This is a genomic window from Planobispora rosea (genome assembly GCF_014648175.1).
GTDB lineage: Bacteria > Actinomycetota > Actinomycetes > Streptosporangiales > Streptosporangiaceae > Planobispora > Planobispora rosea.
On sequence record NZ_BMQP01000010.1, the window covers coordinates 61,073 to 77,066 of the forward strand.

Consider the following 15,994-nt stretch of genomic DNA (forward strand, 5'->3'; position numbering starts at 1 on the left):
ACCGTAGAGGTATCGTGGTCTCACGTGAGTACGCCGCGTTTTCTAACCCTGCCTCCTGGCGTCCGCTCTACTTCGATCGAGACGACGGCGGGTTCCTTCGCCGCGCTGGAGGCGCTGCCCGTCAGCGGCGTGCCCGAGCGCTGGCCCGCCCTCCTGGTCCCCGGTCTCACGGGCAGCAAGGAGGACTTCATCGCGGTCCTCCAGACGCTCGCCCAGTCGGGTCGCCGGGTCATCGCGATCGACATGCGGGGCCAGTTCGAGACGAGCGGTCCCGACGACCCGGCCGCCTACACCTGCGCGGCGCTGGGCAACGACATCGACCTCCTGGCGCAGGAGATCAGCGAGGGTGAGCCGGTCCACCTGGTCGGCCACTCCTTCGGCGGCCTGGTCACCCGGGAGGCCGTGATCGACGGCCGCAGCAAGTTCGCGTCCTACACGCTGATGAGCTCCGGCCCCGCGGCGATCGTCGGTCCCCGCGAGCGCGCGGGCCGGGCCATGCTCAGCGAGCTGCCCGAGCTCGGCATGGAGCAGCTCTGGCACAACCGGATGGAGCCCGAGGCCCTGGCCGCCGGGGTGCCGGACGAGATCGTCTCCTTCCTCCGCAAGCGGCTGTTCTCCAACTCCCCCACGGGCATGGTCACCATGACCCGGGAGGTCCTGTCCGCACCCGACCGGTGCGGGGAGCTCACCCAGGTCGAGGTGCCGCTCCTGGTCCTGTACGGCGAGCACGACGACGGCTGGCCGCCGAGCATGCAGGCCGAGATGGCGCTGCGGCTGAACGCCGACTGCGTGGTGGTCCCCGGCGCGGTGCACTCCCCCGCCGTGGAGGCCCCGGAGACCACGGCCGCCGCCCTCATCCGCTTCTGGAACACCGCCGAGGCCCGGCCGCTGAGCTGAGCGCCGACACGCGGGGGCGCAACCGGACCCCTTGTTGGACGGCCCGTCGAATGCCGTGTAATTATCTACTTACTATGGCGAGCATCGAAGACATCGTCGTCCAGCCCCCGCACACCGCCACCTGGCTGGTGCACATCGACCGCTCCATGTGGGTGGGCGGGGTCCGGGGCCTCATGCTCCAGGCCCTCCACCCGCTCGCGATGCGCGGGGTCTGGCAGAACTCCGACTTCCGGCGGGACCCGTTCGGCCGGCTGCGCCGTACCGCGGACTTCGTGGGCCGGGTCACCTTCGGCAGCCCGGACGAGGCCGACGAGATCGGCCGCCGGGTCCGGGTCATCCACCGGAGCCTGCGAATCGACGATCCCGACACCGGCAGGACGCACCGGGTGGACGACCCGGAGCTGCTGCTGTGGGTGCACTGCGCCGAGGTCTCGTCCTACCTGTCCGTGGCGCGGCGGGCCGGCCTCGGACTCACCGACCGGCAGGCCGACCGCTACCTCGCCGAGCAGCGGCGCAGCGCGACCTACGTGGGGCTGCACGCCGAGGACGTGCCGGGCTCGCTGGCGGAGATGGACGCCTACTTCGCGCAGGTACGGCCGCGGCTGAAGGTCACCCCCGAGGCCGCCGAGACCGTCCGCTTCCTGCTGTGGCCCCGGCTCCCGGCCGAGCTGCGCATGCTGAACCCGGGCAAGCCGGTCTACTTCCCGTTCGGCGCGCTGTGCCATCTCTCGCTGCCCCGCTGGGCCAGGCGGATGTACGGCGTGCTGCCCGAGGTGCCGGACGGCACGGTGACCGCGGCGCTCAAGGCGTTCCGGCTGGGCATGAACGCCCTCCCCGAGCCCGTCCACGACCGCGCGTTCATGCCGTCCACCCGGGCCATGCTCGACGCCTCCCGGCGGCGGCTGGGCGCGGCGGGCTACGACGTGAGCCGGGGCCTGAAGGGCCTGACCGACCCCCGTCGCTGGCCCGAGGGCGTCGCGAAGGCCGCCTGAACCCGGCGGGCCGGGCGCTCACTCACTCGGCCAGGCCGTCCCAGGGGGCCTTGTCGGGGGCCGCGGCCCGGCCGTCGGGGCAGTGACGGCGGAAGTCGCACCAGGAGCACAGGGGACCGGTGTTCGGCGGGAAGAGCGCGTCGATCTCCGGCGGGACCTCGGGCGGCGCCTGGACCGCACCCGCGGAACCCGCCGGACGGGAACCGGAACGGCCCGCCGTACGGGAGCCCTGCCGCCGGGTGCCCGCCGTACCGGAATCCGCGGAGCCTGCGGAGCCCGCCCAGGCCCGGTACCCCTCGTCGGCCTCGGCCGCCTCGGTCCCGATCTCCTCGGCCCGGCTCAGATGGCGGGCCAGGGACTCGTCGGTGTGCTCCCACTCGACGACCTCGCCGGTCGGCAGGTGGTGGAGCTCGACCTTCCGGCACGGACGGCGCAGCATGCGGGAGGAGGCGACGGCGTAGACCGCCAGCGCGAGCGAGGTCCGGGCGTCGTCGGCCGTCAGCGGCCGGCGGCCCGTCTTGTAGTCGACCACGACCAGCTCCTCGCCCCGCAGGTCGAGCCGGTCGACCCGGCCCGAGAGCGCGAGGACGGACGTGCGGGTGGCCACGGTCCGCTCCACGCCGACGGGCTCGGCGGAGGGGTCGAGGGTCCCGGCGTACCCCGTGACCATCCCCCGCGCCCGTTCACGCCAGGCGGCCGACTGCTCCGCGTCGCGGAACCCGTCGTTGATCCACGCGTTGCCGAGGAGGACCCCCGCCATCTGCGGAGTCCGCCGGTCGTACGGCTCCCGCCACCAGGCGGCCAGGGCGTTGTGCACGCTCACGCCGACGCTGTTGTGCGCCCACCTGGGTCCCCGCTGCGGAGCCGGCCGGTCCAGGTAGGTGAACCGGTAGCGCCGGGGGCAGTCCAGCCAGGTGTTCAACCTCGACGGGGTGCAGGAGTACAGCCGCCGCGGCATGTCCTCCAGGGGCAGCTGGTCCATGCGGACTAGTCGCCGTCCAGGTTCAGCCGGATCCCGGCCGCGCGCGTCCCGTCGGTCAGCGGGCCCTCCTGCTCGGGCTCGGCGGCGCCGGTCAGCCCGCCGGACAGCCAGGAGTCGAACTTCGGCTCCAGCTCGCCGATGACCGTCTCCTCACCGTGCGCGGGCAGCACGCGGGTGCTGTGGCTCAGGGTGAACAGCCGCCCGCCGATCGTGCTGAGCTGGTCGGCCAGCGCGGGGTACTCGCCGTTGACCTTGCCGGGGCCGTCGGCCAGCAGCGTCTTGCCGGTGAAGACCGCGTCCAGTTCCTCGCAGAAGAGCGAGATGCCGCCGTGGGTGAAGCCGGGGGTCGCCATGACCTCCAGCTCGACGTCGGCGACGGCGAACACGCCCTCGTCCTCCAGCTCGATGTCGGGCCAGGTGTCGGGCCAGGTCCGGCGCCACAGCGGCTTGTCCTTGGGATGCATGGCGATCACGGCCTCGTCCCGGGCGGCCACCTCGATGGCCGCGCCGACGTGGTCGGGCAGGCCGTGGGTGCAGATGACGGCGAGCACCTCCCGGTCGCCGACCTTGTCCAGGATCTTCTCCGCGTCATGCCCGGCGTCGATGACAATGACCTCCTCGTCGTCACCGACGATCCAGGTGTTGTTCTCGACCTTGTGCTCGACGCCGTCGACATCGACGACGCCCTCGGTCACCACTCGCTCGATACGCGCTGTCACGTTTCAGAACTTTACTGCCCGCAGCACACTGTGTTGATAGCGATGCTGCGTTGATAGCGATGCTGCGCGTCGCGGTTATCCCGTCTTCAGGAGGGTGCGGACCGCGGTGATGATGAGCTGCACGGCCAGCGCCGAGAGCAGCAGGCCGGCGATGCGGGTGACGAGCTCGATGCCGTTCTCCTTGATGACCCGGACGATTCCCACCGAGAACCGCATGAACACCCAGAGCAGGATGTGGACGGCCGCGATCGCCAGGGCGAGGGACAGGATGCCGCCGCTCTTGGCCTCCGCCTGCTGGGAGAAGACGATCGTCGCGACGATCGCGCCGGGCCCGGCGAGCAGGGGTGTGCCGAGCGGGACGAGCGCGACGTTCACGTTGGACTTCATCGTGTTGGCCGGCGGCTCGGTCTCCCCGGTGAGCAGCTGGAGGGCGACCAGCAGCAGGAGCAGGCCGCCGGCGATCTGCATGGCCGGGACCTCGACGTGCAGGTAGCCGAGGATCGCCTGGCCGAAGACCGCGAAGACGACGATGAGGCAGAACGCGACGATGGGCGCCTGCCAGGCGACCCGCTTGCGCTCGGCCGTGCCGCGGCCGCTGGTGTAGGCCAGGAAGAGGGGGATGACGCCGGGCGGGTCCATGATGACGAACATCGTGACGAACGCCTCGACGAAGAACTGGACATCGAACACGGATCCCCCCTGAAATCATCCAGGGGGGAAGCGTAGTGGCCGGTCAGGTCTTCTCCCCGCCCAGGCGGGGAGAGAACGCCCCGAACGGAAGCTCGTACGCCTGGCCGTCGTCACGCAGATCGCGCAGGGAGAGCTCGGCGAGGGCGATCAGGCAGCCCGCCTCGGCGGGCCAGGCGATGGTCCACAACCAGTCCCCCAGGGCCTCGCCCGCGTAGGCCGCCCGGTCGGAGCCGGAGTCCACGCACCAGAGCGCGGCCGGATGACCCTTCACGTCGATCTTCGCGTGCGGCGGGCCGTCGCCGAACCCGTCTCCCGGGTCGGGTCCCTCCAGCCCGGCGAACGCCGCGCCGAGCCCGATGCCGGGCTCCTCAGCGATGATCAGAAGGTCTGCGGGCCCGTGGGTCACCGAGGGTCCGGAGAGCGCCACGACGGTGGCCCTGCCCCCGCTGCGCTCATCGCCCACCTCGGCGAAACCGGTGACCAGCCAGCCGGTCGGGAGCGGCCACGGCAACCAGACCGGCACGCGGGCGTTCTGGCTGATCGCCTCCACGGCGGCCGCCGACGGGTGTCTCGGCGGCTGGAGCGGCAGGACGTCACCGTGCAGGCCACACCGCCAAGCGCTTGACCAAGCACTCGGCGGACGGAGCGGGCCGAAACAGCGTGGGCAGGTAGGCGAGGCTCTCACGACTACCCACGGTGCGCTCCTGGCGACCCTTGAGTCAAGGCCGGAGCCCGTTATCCAGCCGTAATCTTGTCCATGTGCGCGTAAATTGTGTGGGAGCGATCATCTTTGACAGCTCTGGACGGATGCTGCTCGTACGCCGCGGGCACCCGCCGGGGGAGGGGCTCTGGTCCGTTCCGGGCGGCCGTGTCGAGCCCGGCGAGTCCGACGCGGAGGCCGTCGTCCGCGAGGTCCGGGAGGAGACCGGGCTGACGGTCGCGGTCGGCAGGTTGGCGGGCACCGTGGACCGTCCCGCGCCGGGGGGCGCCGTCTACGAGATCCGCGACTACCTGGCGGAGGTGACCGGCGGCACGCTCACCGCCGGTGACGACGCCGCCGAGGCCCGCTGGTTCGGCCCCGGCGAGCTTCCGCGTCTGCCACTCGTTCCCGGTCTGCTGGAGGTCCTCTCCGGATGGGCGCTCATCGATCCGCCGCCAGGGTCGAGCGCCACAGGGTGAGATGGTCGGCGTCGTAGGTGGTGGACCGGCCCAGGGCCACCACCTGGTCACCGGAGACCGCGACGGCCGTGAGCCACTGGGCGCCGTCCCCGGCGAGCCGGCCCTCGGTGGGCTCGTGCCGCTGCCACGACAGCCCGTCCTCGGAGGTCCAGGCCGCGCTGTCGCCCTCGCCCGGCACCCCCTGCCGGCCCACCGCCACCACGCCGTCCGGGGTCGCCGCCAGGTCGAGGACGGCGGCCGCCCCGTCGGGTGAGAGCCAGGCCGTCCGCCACGTCGCCCCGTTGTCCCGGGAGACCGCGCCGAACGCCCGCGGCCCCTGCGCGGTCTCCGCCGTTCCGACCGCGACGACCTGGCCGCCGTAGGTGACCACGTGCCGCAGCCCGGCGGCGGTCGCCCCAGCGGGCAGGAGGGGTTTGCGCGCGGTCCAGTTCACGCCGTCGGCCGAGACCCACACCACTCCGGTCTCCTGCGTGCCCGCGCCGGAACCGCCGACCGCCATGTACCCGGAGGAGGTCGGTGAGACGTCGTGCAGGCGCACACCCGCGCCGCCCGCCGGCAGCCTGCCCACCCGGGTGTAACGCTTCAGGTCGGTGGAGAACCACAGGACGGCCGTGGTCGAGCCCAGGTCGCTCTCCTCTCCGGCGAGAACGTAGCCGGACGGGCCGCCCGCGACCGCGTGCGCTGCGAGGAAGGAGCCGTCCCCCCGCGCGAGGGAATCCGTGATCGGCACCCTGCGCCAGCTCCGGCCGTCGGTGGAGACGACGAGAAGCGGTTCGGTGGAGGAGACGCTGCTCATCGTGCTGCCCACGGCCAGCCAGCCCCGCCTGCCGTACGTCACGTCGCCGAGCGCCTGCCAGTGCTCGCCGCCGAGGATCTGCGCGGGCCCGGCGGGCTTCCACGCCTCGCCGTCCTCGCTGGTCCAGATCCCGGCGTCGCCGGAGGCCGCACCGACCGCGACGAACCTGCCGTCCCCGGCGGCCAGCCCGGCCGTCTCGCGCGCGACCCGGTTCAGGCCCTCGATCGTGTCCAACGGGACCGCCTTCGCCTCGCCCCCCTTGGCCGCCGCGATCAGGACGAGCCGGTTGTCCACGCCGACCGTGCGCTGGTCGCCGCCGACGACGAGCGTGCCCTCGTCGGAGACCGTCAGCGCCCGCAACGCGCCCGACACCGTGCCGAGATCGGTGGAGCGGGCCCACACCCGGCCGTCCCGGCTGGTGTAGACGACATAGCGCTCCGGTCCCGACTCCGCGACCGCGAACGCCCCGCTGGAGGAGGACGTCAGGCGCTTGACCCCCGACCCCTGCGGGTCCAGCCCCTCGATGACGCCGCAGCGGTCCCAGGACCCGCCGTCGGCCGAGCAGTGGACGGGCACCTCGCCCTCGGCGGTGCTCTGCTGGGTGGGGACCGCCACGAAACGGTTCCCGGCCACGGCGAGCGTGCCCGGCTGCGGGACGACGCCGTCCAGTTCCCTCCCGGCCCGGATCCAGGACCTCCCGCCGTCTCCGGAGCGCAGGACGATCGAGGACCGTTTCCCGCCCGCGGGCTCGGCCAGCGCGACCACGGCGTCACCGCGGGCGGTCACGGCCCGCAGCCCCCGCGCCTCGTCGGGCGCGCCGAGGTCGCGTCCCCGCACGCGGGTCCATCTCTGCCCGTCGGGCGAGGTCCACGCCACCGGCCCGTGGGTGCCGTCGTCGAGGATCGTGACACCGACCGCGACGAACCCGGACGAGGTCCGGGCGAGATCCACGATCTCGTCCCCGGCCTCGAAGGCGGTCAGCCCCTGGGGGTTCACCGGGTTCCAGTTCTGGCCGTCGGAGCTGGTCCACAGGCTCGGCGGGACGCTCGGCGACTCGTTCCCGGCGGCGAGCCAGCGACCGTCGCCGCCCGCCACCAGCCCGACCGTGGTCGGCCCGGCCTCCTGCCCCACCGGCCCGCTGACCTTGCCGAGCCGCCAGGTGGTACCGCCGTCGGAGGACACCAGGAACAGCGGCCGGCGGACGGGGTCGGTCCGGTCACTCCCCACGGCGACCACGGTGAAGCCCGCCGAGGCGAGGTCGTTGAGCACCTGGCTGGAGCCGTCCGCGCCGTCGGCGATCGGGGACACGAAGCTCTCGTCCCCCGACTGGAAATCGTCTCCGACCAGGCGCAGGCCGGTCGTGAACGGGCTGCTCACCCAGCCCCACAGCACCAGCCCTCCGCCGACCGCGGCGGTCAGGACGAGGACCAGCAGGAAGGGGATCATCAGGCCCCGGCCGCGCCTGCTCCTCGTCGGAGTGGAACGGCGTACGGCCGACGGCGCCGCGGCGGCACGGTGGTGACGCCCGCCGCTGGGGCCGCGCCTGCGGGGCGGGCCCGAGGCGACCAGCCGGTCCGGCCGGGCCGGACGCCCCCCGGGCGGGCGCCCGACCCGCCGTACCGGTTCGAAGTCGTCGAGATCGTCGGGCCCGTCATGCTCCGCCGGGCGGGGAGCCGTACCCTCCGGGCTCCGCGGTTCGGAGGGCAGGTCCCCCATCGGCCTGACCGGCCTCACCGATTCGTGCCGCTCCGGGACGGGAATCCCCGCAGTCTCCGGGGTCTCCGGGGTCTCGGCCCCGGCCGCGGTCTCGCCGGTGGACGCCCGTTCCCGCGGTGGTCCCGAGGCCACCAGCCGGTCCGGCCGGGGCCGCCGGAACCGCAGGGTCCCCTCTTCCTGCTCCCGGGTCCCCTCTTCCTGCTCCCGGACCTCCTCAGACCGCCGGGGCTGTCGCGGCGGGCCCGAGGCGACCAGCCGGTCCGGCCGGTCCACCATTCTGCGGCGCGGTCTCGGCCCGGCGTCCTCGTTCCCCTCTCCGGGCCCCTCTCCGGGCCCCTCTCCGGGCCCCTCTCCGGGCTCCGCGGACCCCGCCGCCCCCGGAGGCCGCTCCGCCGCGCCCGGAGACCGGCCGGGGGTCTCGGAAGTGGGCGGTCCGCCGGTGCCCGTGGAGCCCGCGGCGGGCGTGTAGGGCTGGGCGTAGGGGCGGCGGCGCTCGGTGGGCGGGCGTGGCGGGTCGGGCTCGTCCGGTGCCGGGGCGGCGAAGGGCGGGGACATCCACGGGGAGGACAGCGGCAGTCCCCGGGTGCGGTCGTCGGAGGGACCCGGCGGGGAGTGCTGGATCGTCGGCGGGGACGGGTGGGACTCCTGGGACCCGCTCGTGTGCGCCGTGCTGTCGGGCGCGCCGTCGTCATCCGGCCGCCATTCTCGCGAGCGCGGGTCGTGAGGGCCCGAGGCCACGCTCAGCACCTCCTCGCAGGAAGCCTACGTTCCGGTTTCACCGATCACCGGACCGTTCCAGTTATCCACGTGACACTTAACCGCAAACCCCTACGGGAGCGGCAAATCCACGCGACCCTACTCCTACCCTGCCCGACCGAAACGATCACCTCTCACCTCCGGGGCAGGACGCACACATCCAGAGCAACATGCTCGGGCCGCCATGACGAGACCTCTCTAGGGAGATTCATCAGATCATCGTCCGATTTGTCGCTCTTTACGCGCATGATCCGAATTCCCTTGTCCCGGAGGGAGCAGCTGGATCTCACGTCCCGCGTCGGCGGGACGCTTCGGGACCCTCTGGGGCGCTCCTGGACCCTCTGGGGCGCTCCGGGACCGATCTCGCGAGGAGATTCCGCTGTGATGCCGTTGTGCGGATTACTTCACAGACACCCCGGCCGGTGAGACCTTTCATGGGGGCAGTGAAAGCCCAACCCCAGGGAGCAACCATGAAACGGCTGGGGCCCGTTCTCACGCTGATAGCCGGTGCGGCGATGGCCGTCGTGCTCGGTGTGCTCAGCGCCGCGACCGCACCCCCGACACAGAGTGTCAACGCACAGGGCGAACCCGCCGTACCGGCGGCCGAGGCCACCTCGGAGGCGTCGCCCGAACCCAAGCCCACCAAGACCGTCAAGCCCGTCCCGGCCAAGGCCGACTACGCGGGCCGGGTCCAGGGCAACGGCGGACTCATCGCCATCTCCATCCGGAACGGCAAGGCCATCGGCTACTTCTGCGACGGCAAGGTCGAGGCCTGGCTCAAGGGCAGGGCCGCCGACGGCCGGGTGACCCTCTCCGGTCCCGGCAAGGCCTCCGTCGTGGCGGACCTCGGCGGCGGCAAGGCCGCCGGGACGCTGGAGTTCGGAGCCAAGGAGTGGGACTTCACCGCGCCCACCGTCAAGAAGCCCTCCGGCCTCTACCGGGCCAGCGCGATCGTCCGCGGCGCGCAGGTCCGCGCCGGGTGGATCTACCTTCCCGACGGCAGCCGGGTCGGCCTGACCGTCGTCGACGACCAGCCCGTCGAGAGCGAGATCCCCGAGCCGGGCGAGAACGCGACCGTCGACGGCGTGGAGGTCGATCCCCAGGACGTCGACGAGTTCATCGAGGGGTTCTGATGAGCGACATGGAAACCACGCAGGTCTCACGCCTCCCCCGGGGGCAGCGGCAGGGTCTCGGACCGCTGCTCGTCCCGCTCGTCGTGGGCGGGCTGGTCGCGATCGCGCTGGGCGTGTACGGCCGCGTCCACGCACCCACCGGTTACGCGGTCGGCCCGTCCGGCTTCTCCGCGCCGCTGGCCATGAAGTCCTGGCTCACCACCGGCGCGTTCCTGCTCGCCGTCGTCCAGGTCTTCTCCGCCCTGGTGATGTGGGGAAAGATCAAGATGAACGCCCCGTGGGCCCCCGCCCTGCACCGCTGGTCGGGCCGGGCGGCGTTCATCCTGACGATCCCGGTGGCGTTCCACTGCCTGTACGCGCTCGGCACCCAGTTCGACGTCCCGCGAGTGATGATCCACTCGCTGCTGGGCTGCTTCTTCTACGGCGTGTTCACGGTGAAGATGCTGGCCCTGCCCAAGCGCGGGACGCCCGGCTGGACCCTCCCGCTGCTCGGCGGGCTGACGTTCACCGCGCTGACCGGGCTCTGGCTCACCTCGTCGTTGTGGTTCTTCACCACGATCGGCGTCAAGCTGTAGGCGGAGTGAAGGCGCTGGTGCGCGGGAGTCCGGCGGCCCGTCCCTTGGCCGCCACCACCAGCGCCATCTTCCGCGACGCCTCGTCGATCATCTCGTCGCCGAGCATGACCGCGCCGCGCCGCTCCACCGTCGTGTAGTACTCGTACGCGTCGAGGATGAGCTCGGCGTGGTCGTAGTCCTCCTGCGACGGCGAGAACACCTCGTTGGCCGCCTCGACCTGCGTGGGGTGGAGCACCCACTTGCCGTCGAACCCGAGCGCCGCCGAGCGCCCGGCCACCCGGCGGTAGCCGTCCAGATCCCTGATCGCGAGGTACGGCCCGTCGATGGCCTGCAGGTCGTGTGACCGCGCCGCCATCAGGATGCGCATCAGGATGTAGTGGTAGGCGTCCCCCTCGGTGTAGCCGGGCGGCTGCTCGCCGACCACCAGGGTCCGCATGTTGATCGAGGCCATGAAGTCCGCGGGGCCGAAGACCAGCGTCTCCAGGCGGGGCGACGATCCCGCGATGGCGTCCACGTTGACCAGCCCCCGGGCGTTCTCGATCTGCGCCTCGATGCCGATCCGGCCGACCGGCAGCCCGTTGGCCTTCTCGATCTGGGTCAGCAGCGTGTCCAGCCAGACCACCTGGGTGGCGTCCTCGACCTTGGGCAGCATCAGGCAGTCGAGGAACTCCCCCGCGCCCTCCACGACCTCGATGACGTCGCGGTAGGTCCACTGGGTGCCCAGGTCGTTGACCCGGACGACCCGTACCTTGCCCGACCAGTCGCCCTCACGCAGGGCGGTCACGATGTTCTTGCGCGCCTCCTCCTTGGCCAGCGGCGCGACGGAGTCCTCCAGGTCGAGGAAGACCTCGTCGGCGGGGAGCCCCTGGGCCTTCTCCAGGAAGCGGGGATTGCTGCCGGGGACCGCGAGGCACGAACGTCGGGAGCGCATGGCCACACCGTAGCGGGCGCTTGGCACGGGACGGCGGCCCGGTCCCGTCTATGGCGGTCATACAAAGTCCCACCCCTGTTTCTTGGCGCACCCCTTGAGCGGACTCCTAGCGACATGTCCGAATAATGGGCACGACGCTTCGGTAAAGGGAGACATAACGATGGCAAACGCTTCCTCGGTGGCCCGGCCCGCCGTACTGTCCGACCTCATCCCCGGTGCCCGGGTCCGCGACGTCGCGCTCGTCGTCGGCGGTGCCGCCCTGACCGGCCTGGCCGCGCAGCTCACCTTCCCGATGTGGCCGGTCCCGGTCACCGGCCAGACCTTCGCCGTCGTGCTCGTCGGCGCGGCCCTCGGCATGGGCCGCGCGGCGCTGAGCATGCTCCTCTACATGCTGGTCGGCGTCGCGGGCGTCCCGTGGTTCGCGGAGGGGGCCTCGGGCTTCGGCGGCCCCACCTTCGGCTACGTCATCGGCTTCATCGCCGCCGCCGCCCTGGTCGGCAAGCTCGCCGAGCGCGGCGGCGACCGCACCGTCGCCCGGACCGTCGGCACGATGGTCCTGGGCAACCTGGTCATCTACGCCTTCGGGGTGCCGGTCCTCATGGCCACCCTGGGCCTGGGACTCGGCAAGGCGCTCGCGGTCGGCGTGATCCCGTTCCTCCTCGGCGACGCCGTCAAGATCGCCATCGCGGCCGGTCTGCTCCCCACGGCCTGGAAGCTCGCCCGCCGCTGATCCTCACGGTTCCGTACGGCCTGCGCCCCCGGACTCCGGGCGGCGCAGGCCGTACAGTCATGTCATGGGCGTGATCGAAGAGGGTGCCAAGAAGTCGGCCGTCCTGTGGTTGTCGCTGGACCGGCCCAGGCTGGCCTGGCACACCTGGCACGACGGCGCGATCTACGTGGTCACCGGCGGCGGCGAGCAGGAGCTCCCCGGGCTGGCCGGCGCCGAGCGGGTCGAGGTGACGCTGCGGAGCAAGGACAACGGCGGGCGGCTGGTCGTCTTCGACGCCTCCGTCGAGGTCGTGGACCAGGCCGCGGACGCCGACGCGGTGGCCGCGCTGGCCAAGGACCGGCTCAACGCCGCCGACGGCGCGACCCTGACCGAGCGCTGGGCCGCCGACTCCCAGGTCGTACGGCTCACGCCGCGCGGATCCGCCGCCTGACCCGCGTCAGAGCGCGCCGACCGGCTCCCTGGCCTCCCCCACCGGCTCGGTCAGGTCGGCCGTGGCCCGCTGGGCGAGGTAGGCGCCGGTGAGCACGATCAGGCCGCCGACGATCTGGAAGACGCCCAGCGCCTCCCCCACCAGCACCCAGGCGATCACCGCCCCGGCGATGACCTCCAGCGAGGCCACCGTGGAGCCCACCGCGGCCGACAGCCGGCGGACCGCCGTGACGCCGAGGATGTAGGCGGCGACCGTGGCGATCACGATCATCCAGAGCGCCGCTCCCAGCACCGGCAGGGCGTGGCCGCCCTCCGGCGTGGCGGTCCGGGCGAAGGCCGACCACGGGATGTCCCACGGACGGGAGATCGGCGTGAGCACGAGGGCCGCCCCGAGAAGGCCCCAGGCGATCAGGCCGAGCGGGTCCACGTCGTCGCCGAACCCGTCGCTGAGCAGGAAGTAGCCGGCGCAGCAGGCCGCCGCTCCGAAGGCCAGCAGCAGGCCGAACGGGTCCAGGCTCAGGCCCGACCAGACCTCCACCACGATGCCCAGGCCGACGAACGCGACGACGGCCCCGGTGAACGCCGTGCGCGGCAGCCGTACCTTGCGGATGAAGCGGACCCAGAGCACGACGAGCACCGGCGAGGTGAACTCGATGAGCAGGGTGACGCCCACCGGCAACCTCGTGATCGCCGCGAAGTAGAGCGCCTGCACGCCCGCCACCGCCACCACCGCGTACGCCAGGAAGAACAGCAGCCGCGAGCGCGGGATGCGCAGGGCCCGGGGCCTGGCCACCGCCAGGATGCCCACGAGCAGCAACCCGGCCCCGGCCATCCGTGTCCAGACGGCCTCCAGCGGGGCCAGCCCGGCGGCGGCGAGGTATTTGGCCATCGGGCCGGAGAAGGCGAAACACCACGACGACGCGAACGCGATCAGCAGGCCTGGACGCCTCACACCACACCACCCATGTAACTACCGTTCAAGTCTTTTGATGCTGTCACGTCGGGACAAGAACCGGCAAGAGGATTCCGACATATGGGCGTGCCATGGGACTCTGTCCGCGCATACGACCTACGCTGCAAATGTGAAGATCTTCATCGCCCGGCTCGCCGGTACCCCGGTTTTCGACCCTGCCGGAGACCAGATCGGCCGGTTGCGCGACGTGGTGGTCGCCGTTTCAGGGTCCACGCCACCACCCGTGCACGGACTGGTGGTGGAGGTGCAACCACGTCGCCGGGTCTTCGTGCCGATCACCCGGGTGCTCAATATCGAGGCGGGCTCCGTCGTCTTCAGCGGCCGGATCAACATGCGCAGGTTCGAGCAGCGCGCCTCGGAGTCCCTGGTCATCGCCGAGCTGCTCGACCTGGCGGTCGAGGTGAACGGCGAGAAGATGACGGTGCTGGACCTCGCGATGGAGAGGACCAGAACGTCGGAATGGCTGATCAACAAGGTCGCGCTGGTCAAGGGAGGCTCCGGCCTGGGCCTGCGGCGGCGGGGCGCGAACCTGATCGCGGACTGGGGCGAGGTCACCGGTTTCAGCGCGGTCCAGAAGGACCAGGGCGCGGCCGGCCTGCTCGCCGCCTTCGAGACCGGGCGCGCCGCCGACCTGGCCAGCGCCCTGCACACGCTGTCCGACAAGCGACGGGCCGAGGTGGCCGCCGCCCTCGACGACGTACGGCTCGCCGAGGTCCTGGAGGAACTCCCCGAGGACGACCAGATCGGCATCCTCAGCCGCCTCAAACCGGAACGGGCCGCCGACGTCCTGGAGGAGATGGACCCCGACGACGCGGCCGACCTGCTCCAGGACCTCCCCGCCGAGCAGGCCGAGGCGCTGATGGCGCTGATGGAGCCCGAGGAGGCGGCACCGGTCCGCCGCCTGCTGATCTACCCCGAGAACACGGCGGGCGGCATCATGACGTCCGAGCCGATCATCCTGCCGCCCAGCTCGACCGTGGCGGAGGCACTGGCCCACATCCGCCACCAGGACCACATCCCGGCCGTGGCCACCCAGGTCTACGTGTCCCGGCCGCCCGTCGAGACGCCGACCGGCAGGTTCCTCGGCCTGGTCCACTTCCAGCGCCTGCTCCGCGAACCTCCGGCCACCCTCCTGGGCACGATAATGGACGACTCCCTCGACCCGATCAGACCTGATCTGACCCTGAAACAGGTGACCTCGTACCTGGCCACCTACGACCTGGTGGCGGTGCCCGTGGTGGACGAGGCGGGCCGCCTGGTCGGGGCGGTCACCGTCGACGACGTACTGGACCACCTGCTCCCCGGTGACTGGCGGGAGGACGAGGACAACGGAGGAGGAACCGAGCATGACGACTGACCGGCTCGACCAGCCCAGGGAACTGGGCCCGCGCCTGCGCCCGTCCTATGACCGGGAGGCGTTCGGACGCCTGTCGGAACGCATCGCCCGATTCCTCGGCACCGCCAGGTTCCTCGTCTACATGACCGGCTTCGTCGCCCTGTGGATCACGTGGAACGTCTTCGCCCCCGCCTCCTGGCGCTTCGACCCCTACCCGTTCATCTTCCTGACCCTCATGCTCTCCCTCCAGGCGTCCTACGCCGCCCCGCTGATCCTGCTCGCCCAGAACCGCCAGGACGACCGGGACCGCATCCAGAACGACCACGACCGCCGGGCGGCCGAACGCAACCAGGCCGACGTCGAATACCTGACCCGCGAGATCGCCGCCCTGCGCATCGCCCTCGGCGAGGTCGCCACCCGCGACTACATCCGCTCGGAGCTCCAGCGCCTCCAGGAAGAACTACGCGAGGAATACGAACCGGCCAGTACGGCGCCCCACCACCCTTAGTGCGGCGCGGTCGGGGTACGGCGCGAGCCTCGCCGTACCGGCGGGCCCCGTCTCAGGTGTCGGAGGCCGGGAACAGTTTGTTGAGCATGGCCGCGCACTGGCGGAGTTCGGTGGCGTCGAGGACGTCCAGGAACTGGGCGCGGATCCCGCGCAGGTAGGTGGGGGTGGCCTCGGCCAGGCGCAGGGCGCCGGCGTCGGTGAGGACCGCGAAGAGGCCGCGTGCGTCGCTGGCGCAGGCCTCGCGTTCGACCAGGCCGTCGCGCTGGAGCCGGTCGATGAGCCGGGTCAGGCCGCTGCGTGACAGCAGCACCCGCTCGGCCAGGTCGTTCATCCGGAGTCGCCGGTCGGGTGACTCCGACAGTTGCATGAGCACGTCGTACGAGGCCAGGGCCAGGTCGTGCTCGACCAGCAGATCCGCCTCCAGCAGCCGGGTGATGCGCACCTGGGCCCGCTGGAGCATGCGCCAGACCACCAGTTCCTCGGAACTGATGGAATCTCTTGACTCGCTCGCCATCACGGTCACGGAGTAACCTTAGAACGTTGCACGCGCATCTACATAGCGAATTGTCCGAATCGGCCCATCGCGTGCCGATCTCGGAATTCCCTGCATCCCTGCTGGGTTCGTACCATGGACTCACTGCTGGAACGCCTG

The 15,994-nt window shown here is 71.9% G+C and carries 17 protein-coding genes; 9 read left to right on the forward strand and 8 right to left on the reverse strand.

The window, feature by feature from the left end; genetic code table 11:
* The first annotated feature begins 24 nt into the window (after window positions 1–24).
* The gene (locus IEZ08_RS12310; RefSeq protein ID WP_068926968.1) at window positions 25–897 is read left to right on the forward strand and encodes an alpha/beta fold hydrolase; all 873 of its coding nucleotides are present in this window, start codon (window positions 25–27) and stop codon (window positions 895–897) included.
* 74 nt (window positions 898–971) lie between these two features.
* Window positions 972–1,889, forward strand: a complete 918-nt coding sequence (locus tag IEZ08_RS12315) for an oxygenase MpaB family protein (RefSeq protein WP_068926970.1) — start codon at window positions 972–974, stop codon at window positions 1,887–1,889.
* A 22-nt stretch (window positions 1,890–1,911) separates the two neighbouring features.
* Here IEZ08_RS12315 and IEZ08_RS12320 read toward each other — a convergent pair whose 3' ends face one another.
* The 4 genes from IEZ08_RS12320 to IEZ08_RS12335 form a co-directional block, all read right to left on the reverse strand.
* Window positions 1,912–2,871: a RecB family exonuclease gene (locus IEZ08_RS12320; RefSeq protein WP_068926972.1), complete on the reverse strand. Its 960-nt coding sequence runs from the start codon at window positions 2,869–2,871 to the stop codon at window positions 1,912–1,914.
* A 5-nt stretch (window positions 2,872–2,876) separates the two neighbouring features.
* Window positions 2,877–3,590, reverse strand: a complete 714-nt coding sequence (locus IEZ08_RS12325; protein WP_068926973.1) for an MBL fold metallo-hydrolase — start codon at window positions 3,588–3,590, stop codon at window positions 2,877–2,879.
* A 75-nt stretch (window positions 3,591–3,665) separates the two neighbouring features.
* Complete coding sequence (locus IEZ08_RS12330; protein ID WP_068926976.1) at window positions 3,666–4,280, reverse strand: MarC family protein; 615 nt, start codon at window positions 4,278–4,280, stop codon at window positions 3,666–3,668.
* A 43-nt stretch (window positions 4,281–4,323) separates the two neighbouring features.
* Window positions 4,324–4,965, reverse strand: coding sequence for a DUF6758 family protein (locus IEZ08_RS12335; protein ID WP_068926978.1), 642 nt, complete (start codon window positions 4,963–4,965; stop codon window positions 4,324–4,326).
* A gap of 89 nt (window positions 4,966–5,054) precedes the next feature.
* Between IEZ08_RS12335 and IEZ08_RS12340 the strand changes: the two genes are divergently transcribed.
* Window positions 5,055–5,459 (forward strand): NUDIX hydrolase, encoded by a 405-nt coding sequence (locus tag IEZ08_RS12340; RefSeq protein WP_268249328.1) that lies wholly within the window; start codon window positions 5,055–5,057, stop codon window positions 5,457–5,459.
* Here IEZ08_RS12340 and IEZ08_RS12345 read toward each other — a convergent pair.
* Window positions 5,422–8,709 carry a YML083C domain-containing protein gene (locus IEZ08_RS12345; protein ID WP_189242167.1) on the reverse strand — a complete coding sequence of 1,096 codons (3,288 nt, stop codon included), beginning with the start codon at window positions 8,707–8,709 and terminating at the stop codon, window positions 5,422–5,424. The two genes, IEZ08_RS12340 and IEZ08_RS12345, sit on opposite strands and share 38 nt — an antisense overlap.
* A 488-nt stretch (window positions 8,710–9,197) precedes the next feature.
* On the opposite strand from IEZ08_RS12345, the gene IEZ08_RS12350 reads away from it, so the two are divergent.
* A complete protein-coding gene (locus IEZ08_RS12350; protein WP_189242168.1) occupies window positions 9,198–9,860 on the forward strand; it encodes a hypothetical protein in 663 nt (220 codons plus the stop codon).
* Window positions 9,860–10,435, forward strand: coding sequence for a DUF6529 family protein (locus IEZ08_RS12355; protein WP_229803067.1), 576 nt, complete (start codon window positions 9,860–9,862; stop codon window positions 10,433–10,435). The genes IEZ08_RS12350 and IEZ08_RS12355 overlap by 1 nt, the downstream gene beginning before the upstream one ends.
* On the opposite strand, the gene IEZ08_RS12360 is transcribed toward IEZ08_RS12355, so the two are convergent.
* Window positions 10,425–11,366, reverse strand: a complete 942-nt coding sequence (locus IEZ08_RS12360; RefSeq protein ID WP_068926988.1) for an HpcH/HpaI aldolase/citrate lyase family protein — start codon at window positions 11,364–11,366, stop codon at window positions 10,425–10,427. The two genes, IEZ08_RS12355 and IEZ08_RS12360, sit on opposite strands and share 11 nt — an antisense overlap.
* A gap of 160 nt (window positions 11,367–11,526) precedes the next feature.
* Here IEZ08_RS12360 and IEZ08_RS12365 point away from each other — a divergent pair, with 160 nt between their 5' ends.
* On the forward strand, window positions 11,527–12,096 hold the full coding sequence (locus IEZ08_RS12365; RefSeq protein ID WP_068926990.1) for a biotin transporter BioY: 570 nt from the start codon (window positions 11,527–11,529) through the stop codon (window positions 12,094–12,096).
* Window positions 12,097–12,160: 64 nt separating this feature from the next.
* On the forward strand, window positions 12,161–12,526 hold the full coding sequence (locus IEZ08_RS12370; protein ID WP_068926992.1) for a hypothetical protein: 366 nt from the start codon (window positions 12,161–12,163) through the stop codon (window positions 12,524–12,526).
* Between the two features lie 6 nt (window positions 12,527–12,532).
* Here IEZ08_RS12370 and IEZ08_RS12375 read toward each other — a convergent pair whose 3' ends face one another.
* The gene (locus IEZ08_RS12375; protein WP_068926994.1) at window positions 12,533–13,477 is read right to left on the reverse strand and encodes an EamA family transporter; all 945 of its coding nucleotides are present in this window, start codon (window positions 13,475–13,477) and stop codon (window positions 12,533–12,535) included.
* A gap of 130 nt (window positions 13,478–13,607) precedes the next feature.
* Here IEZ08_RS12375 and IEZ08_RS12380 point away from each other — a divergent pair, with 130 nt between their 5' ends.
* On the forward strand, window positions 13,608–14,855 hold the full coding sequence (locus IEZ08_RS12380; RefSeq protein ID WP_229803068.1) for a magnesium transporter MgtE N-terminal domain-containing protein: 1,248 nt from the start codon (window positions 13,608–13,610) through the stop codon (window positions 14,853–14,855).
* Window positions 14,845–15,342: a DUF1003 domain-containing protein gene (locus IEZ08_RS12385; RefSeq protein WP_068926996.1), complete on the forward strand. Its 498-nt coding sequence runs from the start codon at window positions 14,845–14,847 to the stop codon at window positions 15,340–15,342. Before IEZ08_RS12380 ends, IEZ08_RS12385 begins: the two co-directional genes overlap by 11 nt.
* Window positions 15,343–15,394: 52 nt before the next feature.
* Here the strand turns inward: IEZ08_RS12385 and IEZ08_RS12390 are convergent, their stop codons facing one another.
* Window positions 15,395–15,856: a MarR family winged helix-turn-helix transcriptional regulator gene (locus tag IEZ08_RS12390; RefSeq protein ID WP_068929176.1), complete on the reverse strand. Its 462-nt coding sequence runs from the start codon at window positions 15,854–15,856 to the stop codon at window positions 15,395–15,397.
* Window positions 15,857–15,994 lie beyond the last annotated feature (138 nt).

Excerpts from the sequence above, each read along its gene's own strand:
- IEZ08_RS12315 (WP_068926970.1), top strand. The coding sequence starts at position 972 with ATGGCGAGCATCGAAGACATCGTCGTCCAGCCCCCGCACACCGCCACC.
- IEZ08_RS12320 (WP_068926972.1), bottom strand. The coding sequence starts at position 2,871 with ATGGACCAGCTGCCCCTGGAGGACATGCCGCGGCGGCTGTACTCCTGC.
- IEZ08_RS12350 (WP_189242168.1), top strand. The coding sequence starts at position 9,198 with ATGAAACGGCTGGGGCCCGTTCTCACGCTGATAGCCGGTGCGGCGATG.
- IEZ08_RS12355 (WP_229803067.1), top strand. The coding sequence starts at position 9,860 with ATGAGCGACATGGAAACCACGCAGGTCTCACGCCTCCCCCGGGGGCAG.
- IEZ08_RS12360 (WP_068926988.1), bottom strand. The coding sequence starts at position 11,366 with ATGCGCTCCCGACGTTCGTGCCTCGCGGTCCCCGGCAGCAATCCCCGC.
- IEZ08_RS12365 (WP_068926990.1), top strand. The coding sequence starts at position 11,527 with ATGGCAAACGCTTCCTCGGTGGCCCGGCCCGCCGTACTGTCCGACCTC.
- IEZ08_RS12370 (WP_068926992.1), top strand. The coding sequence starts at position 12,161 with ATGGGCGTGATCGAAGAGGGTGCCAAGAAGTCGGCCGTCCTGTGGTTG.
- IEZ08_RS12385 (WP_068926996.1), top strand. The coding sequence starts at position 14,845 with ATGACGACTGACCGGCTCGACCAGCCCAGGGAACTGGGCCCGCGCCTG.
- IEZ08_RS12390 (WP_068929176.1), bottom strand. The coding sequence starts at position 15,856 with ATGGCGAGCGAGTCAAGAGATTCCATCAGTTCCGAGGAACTGGTGGTC.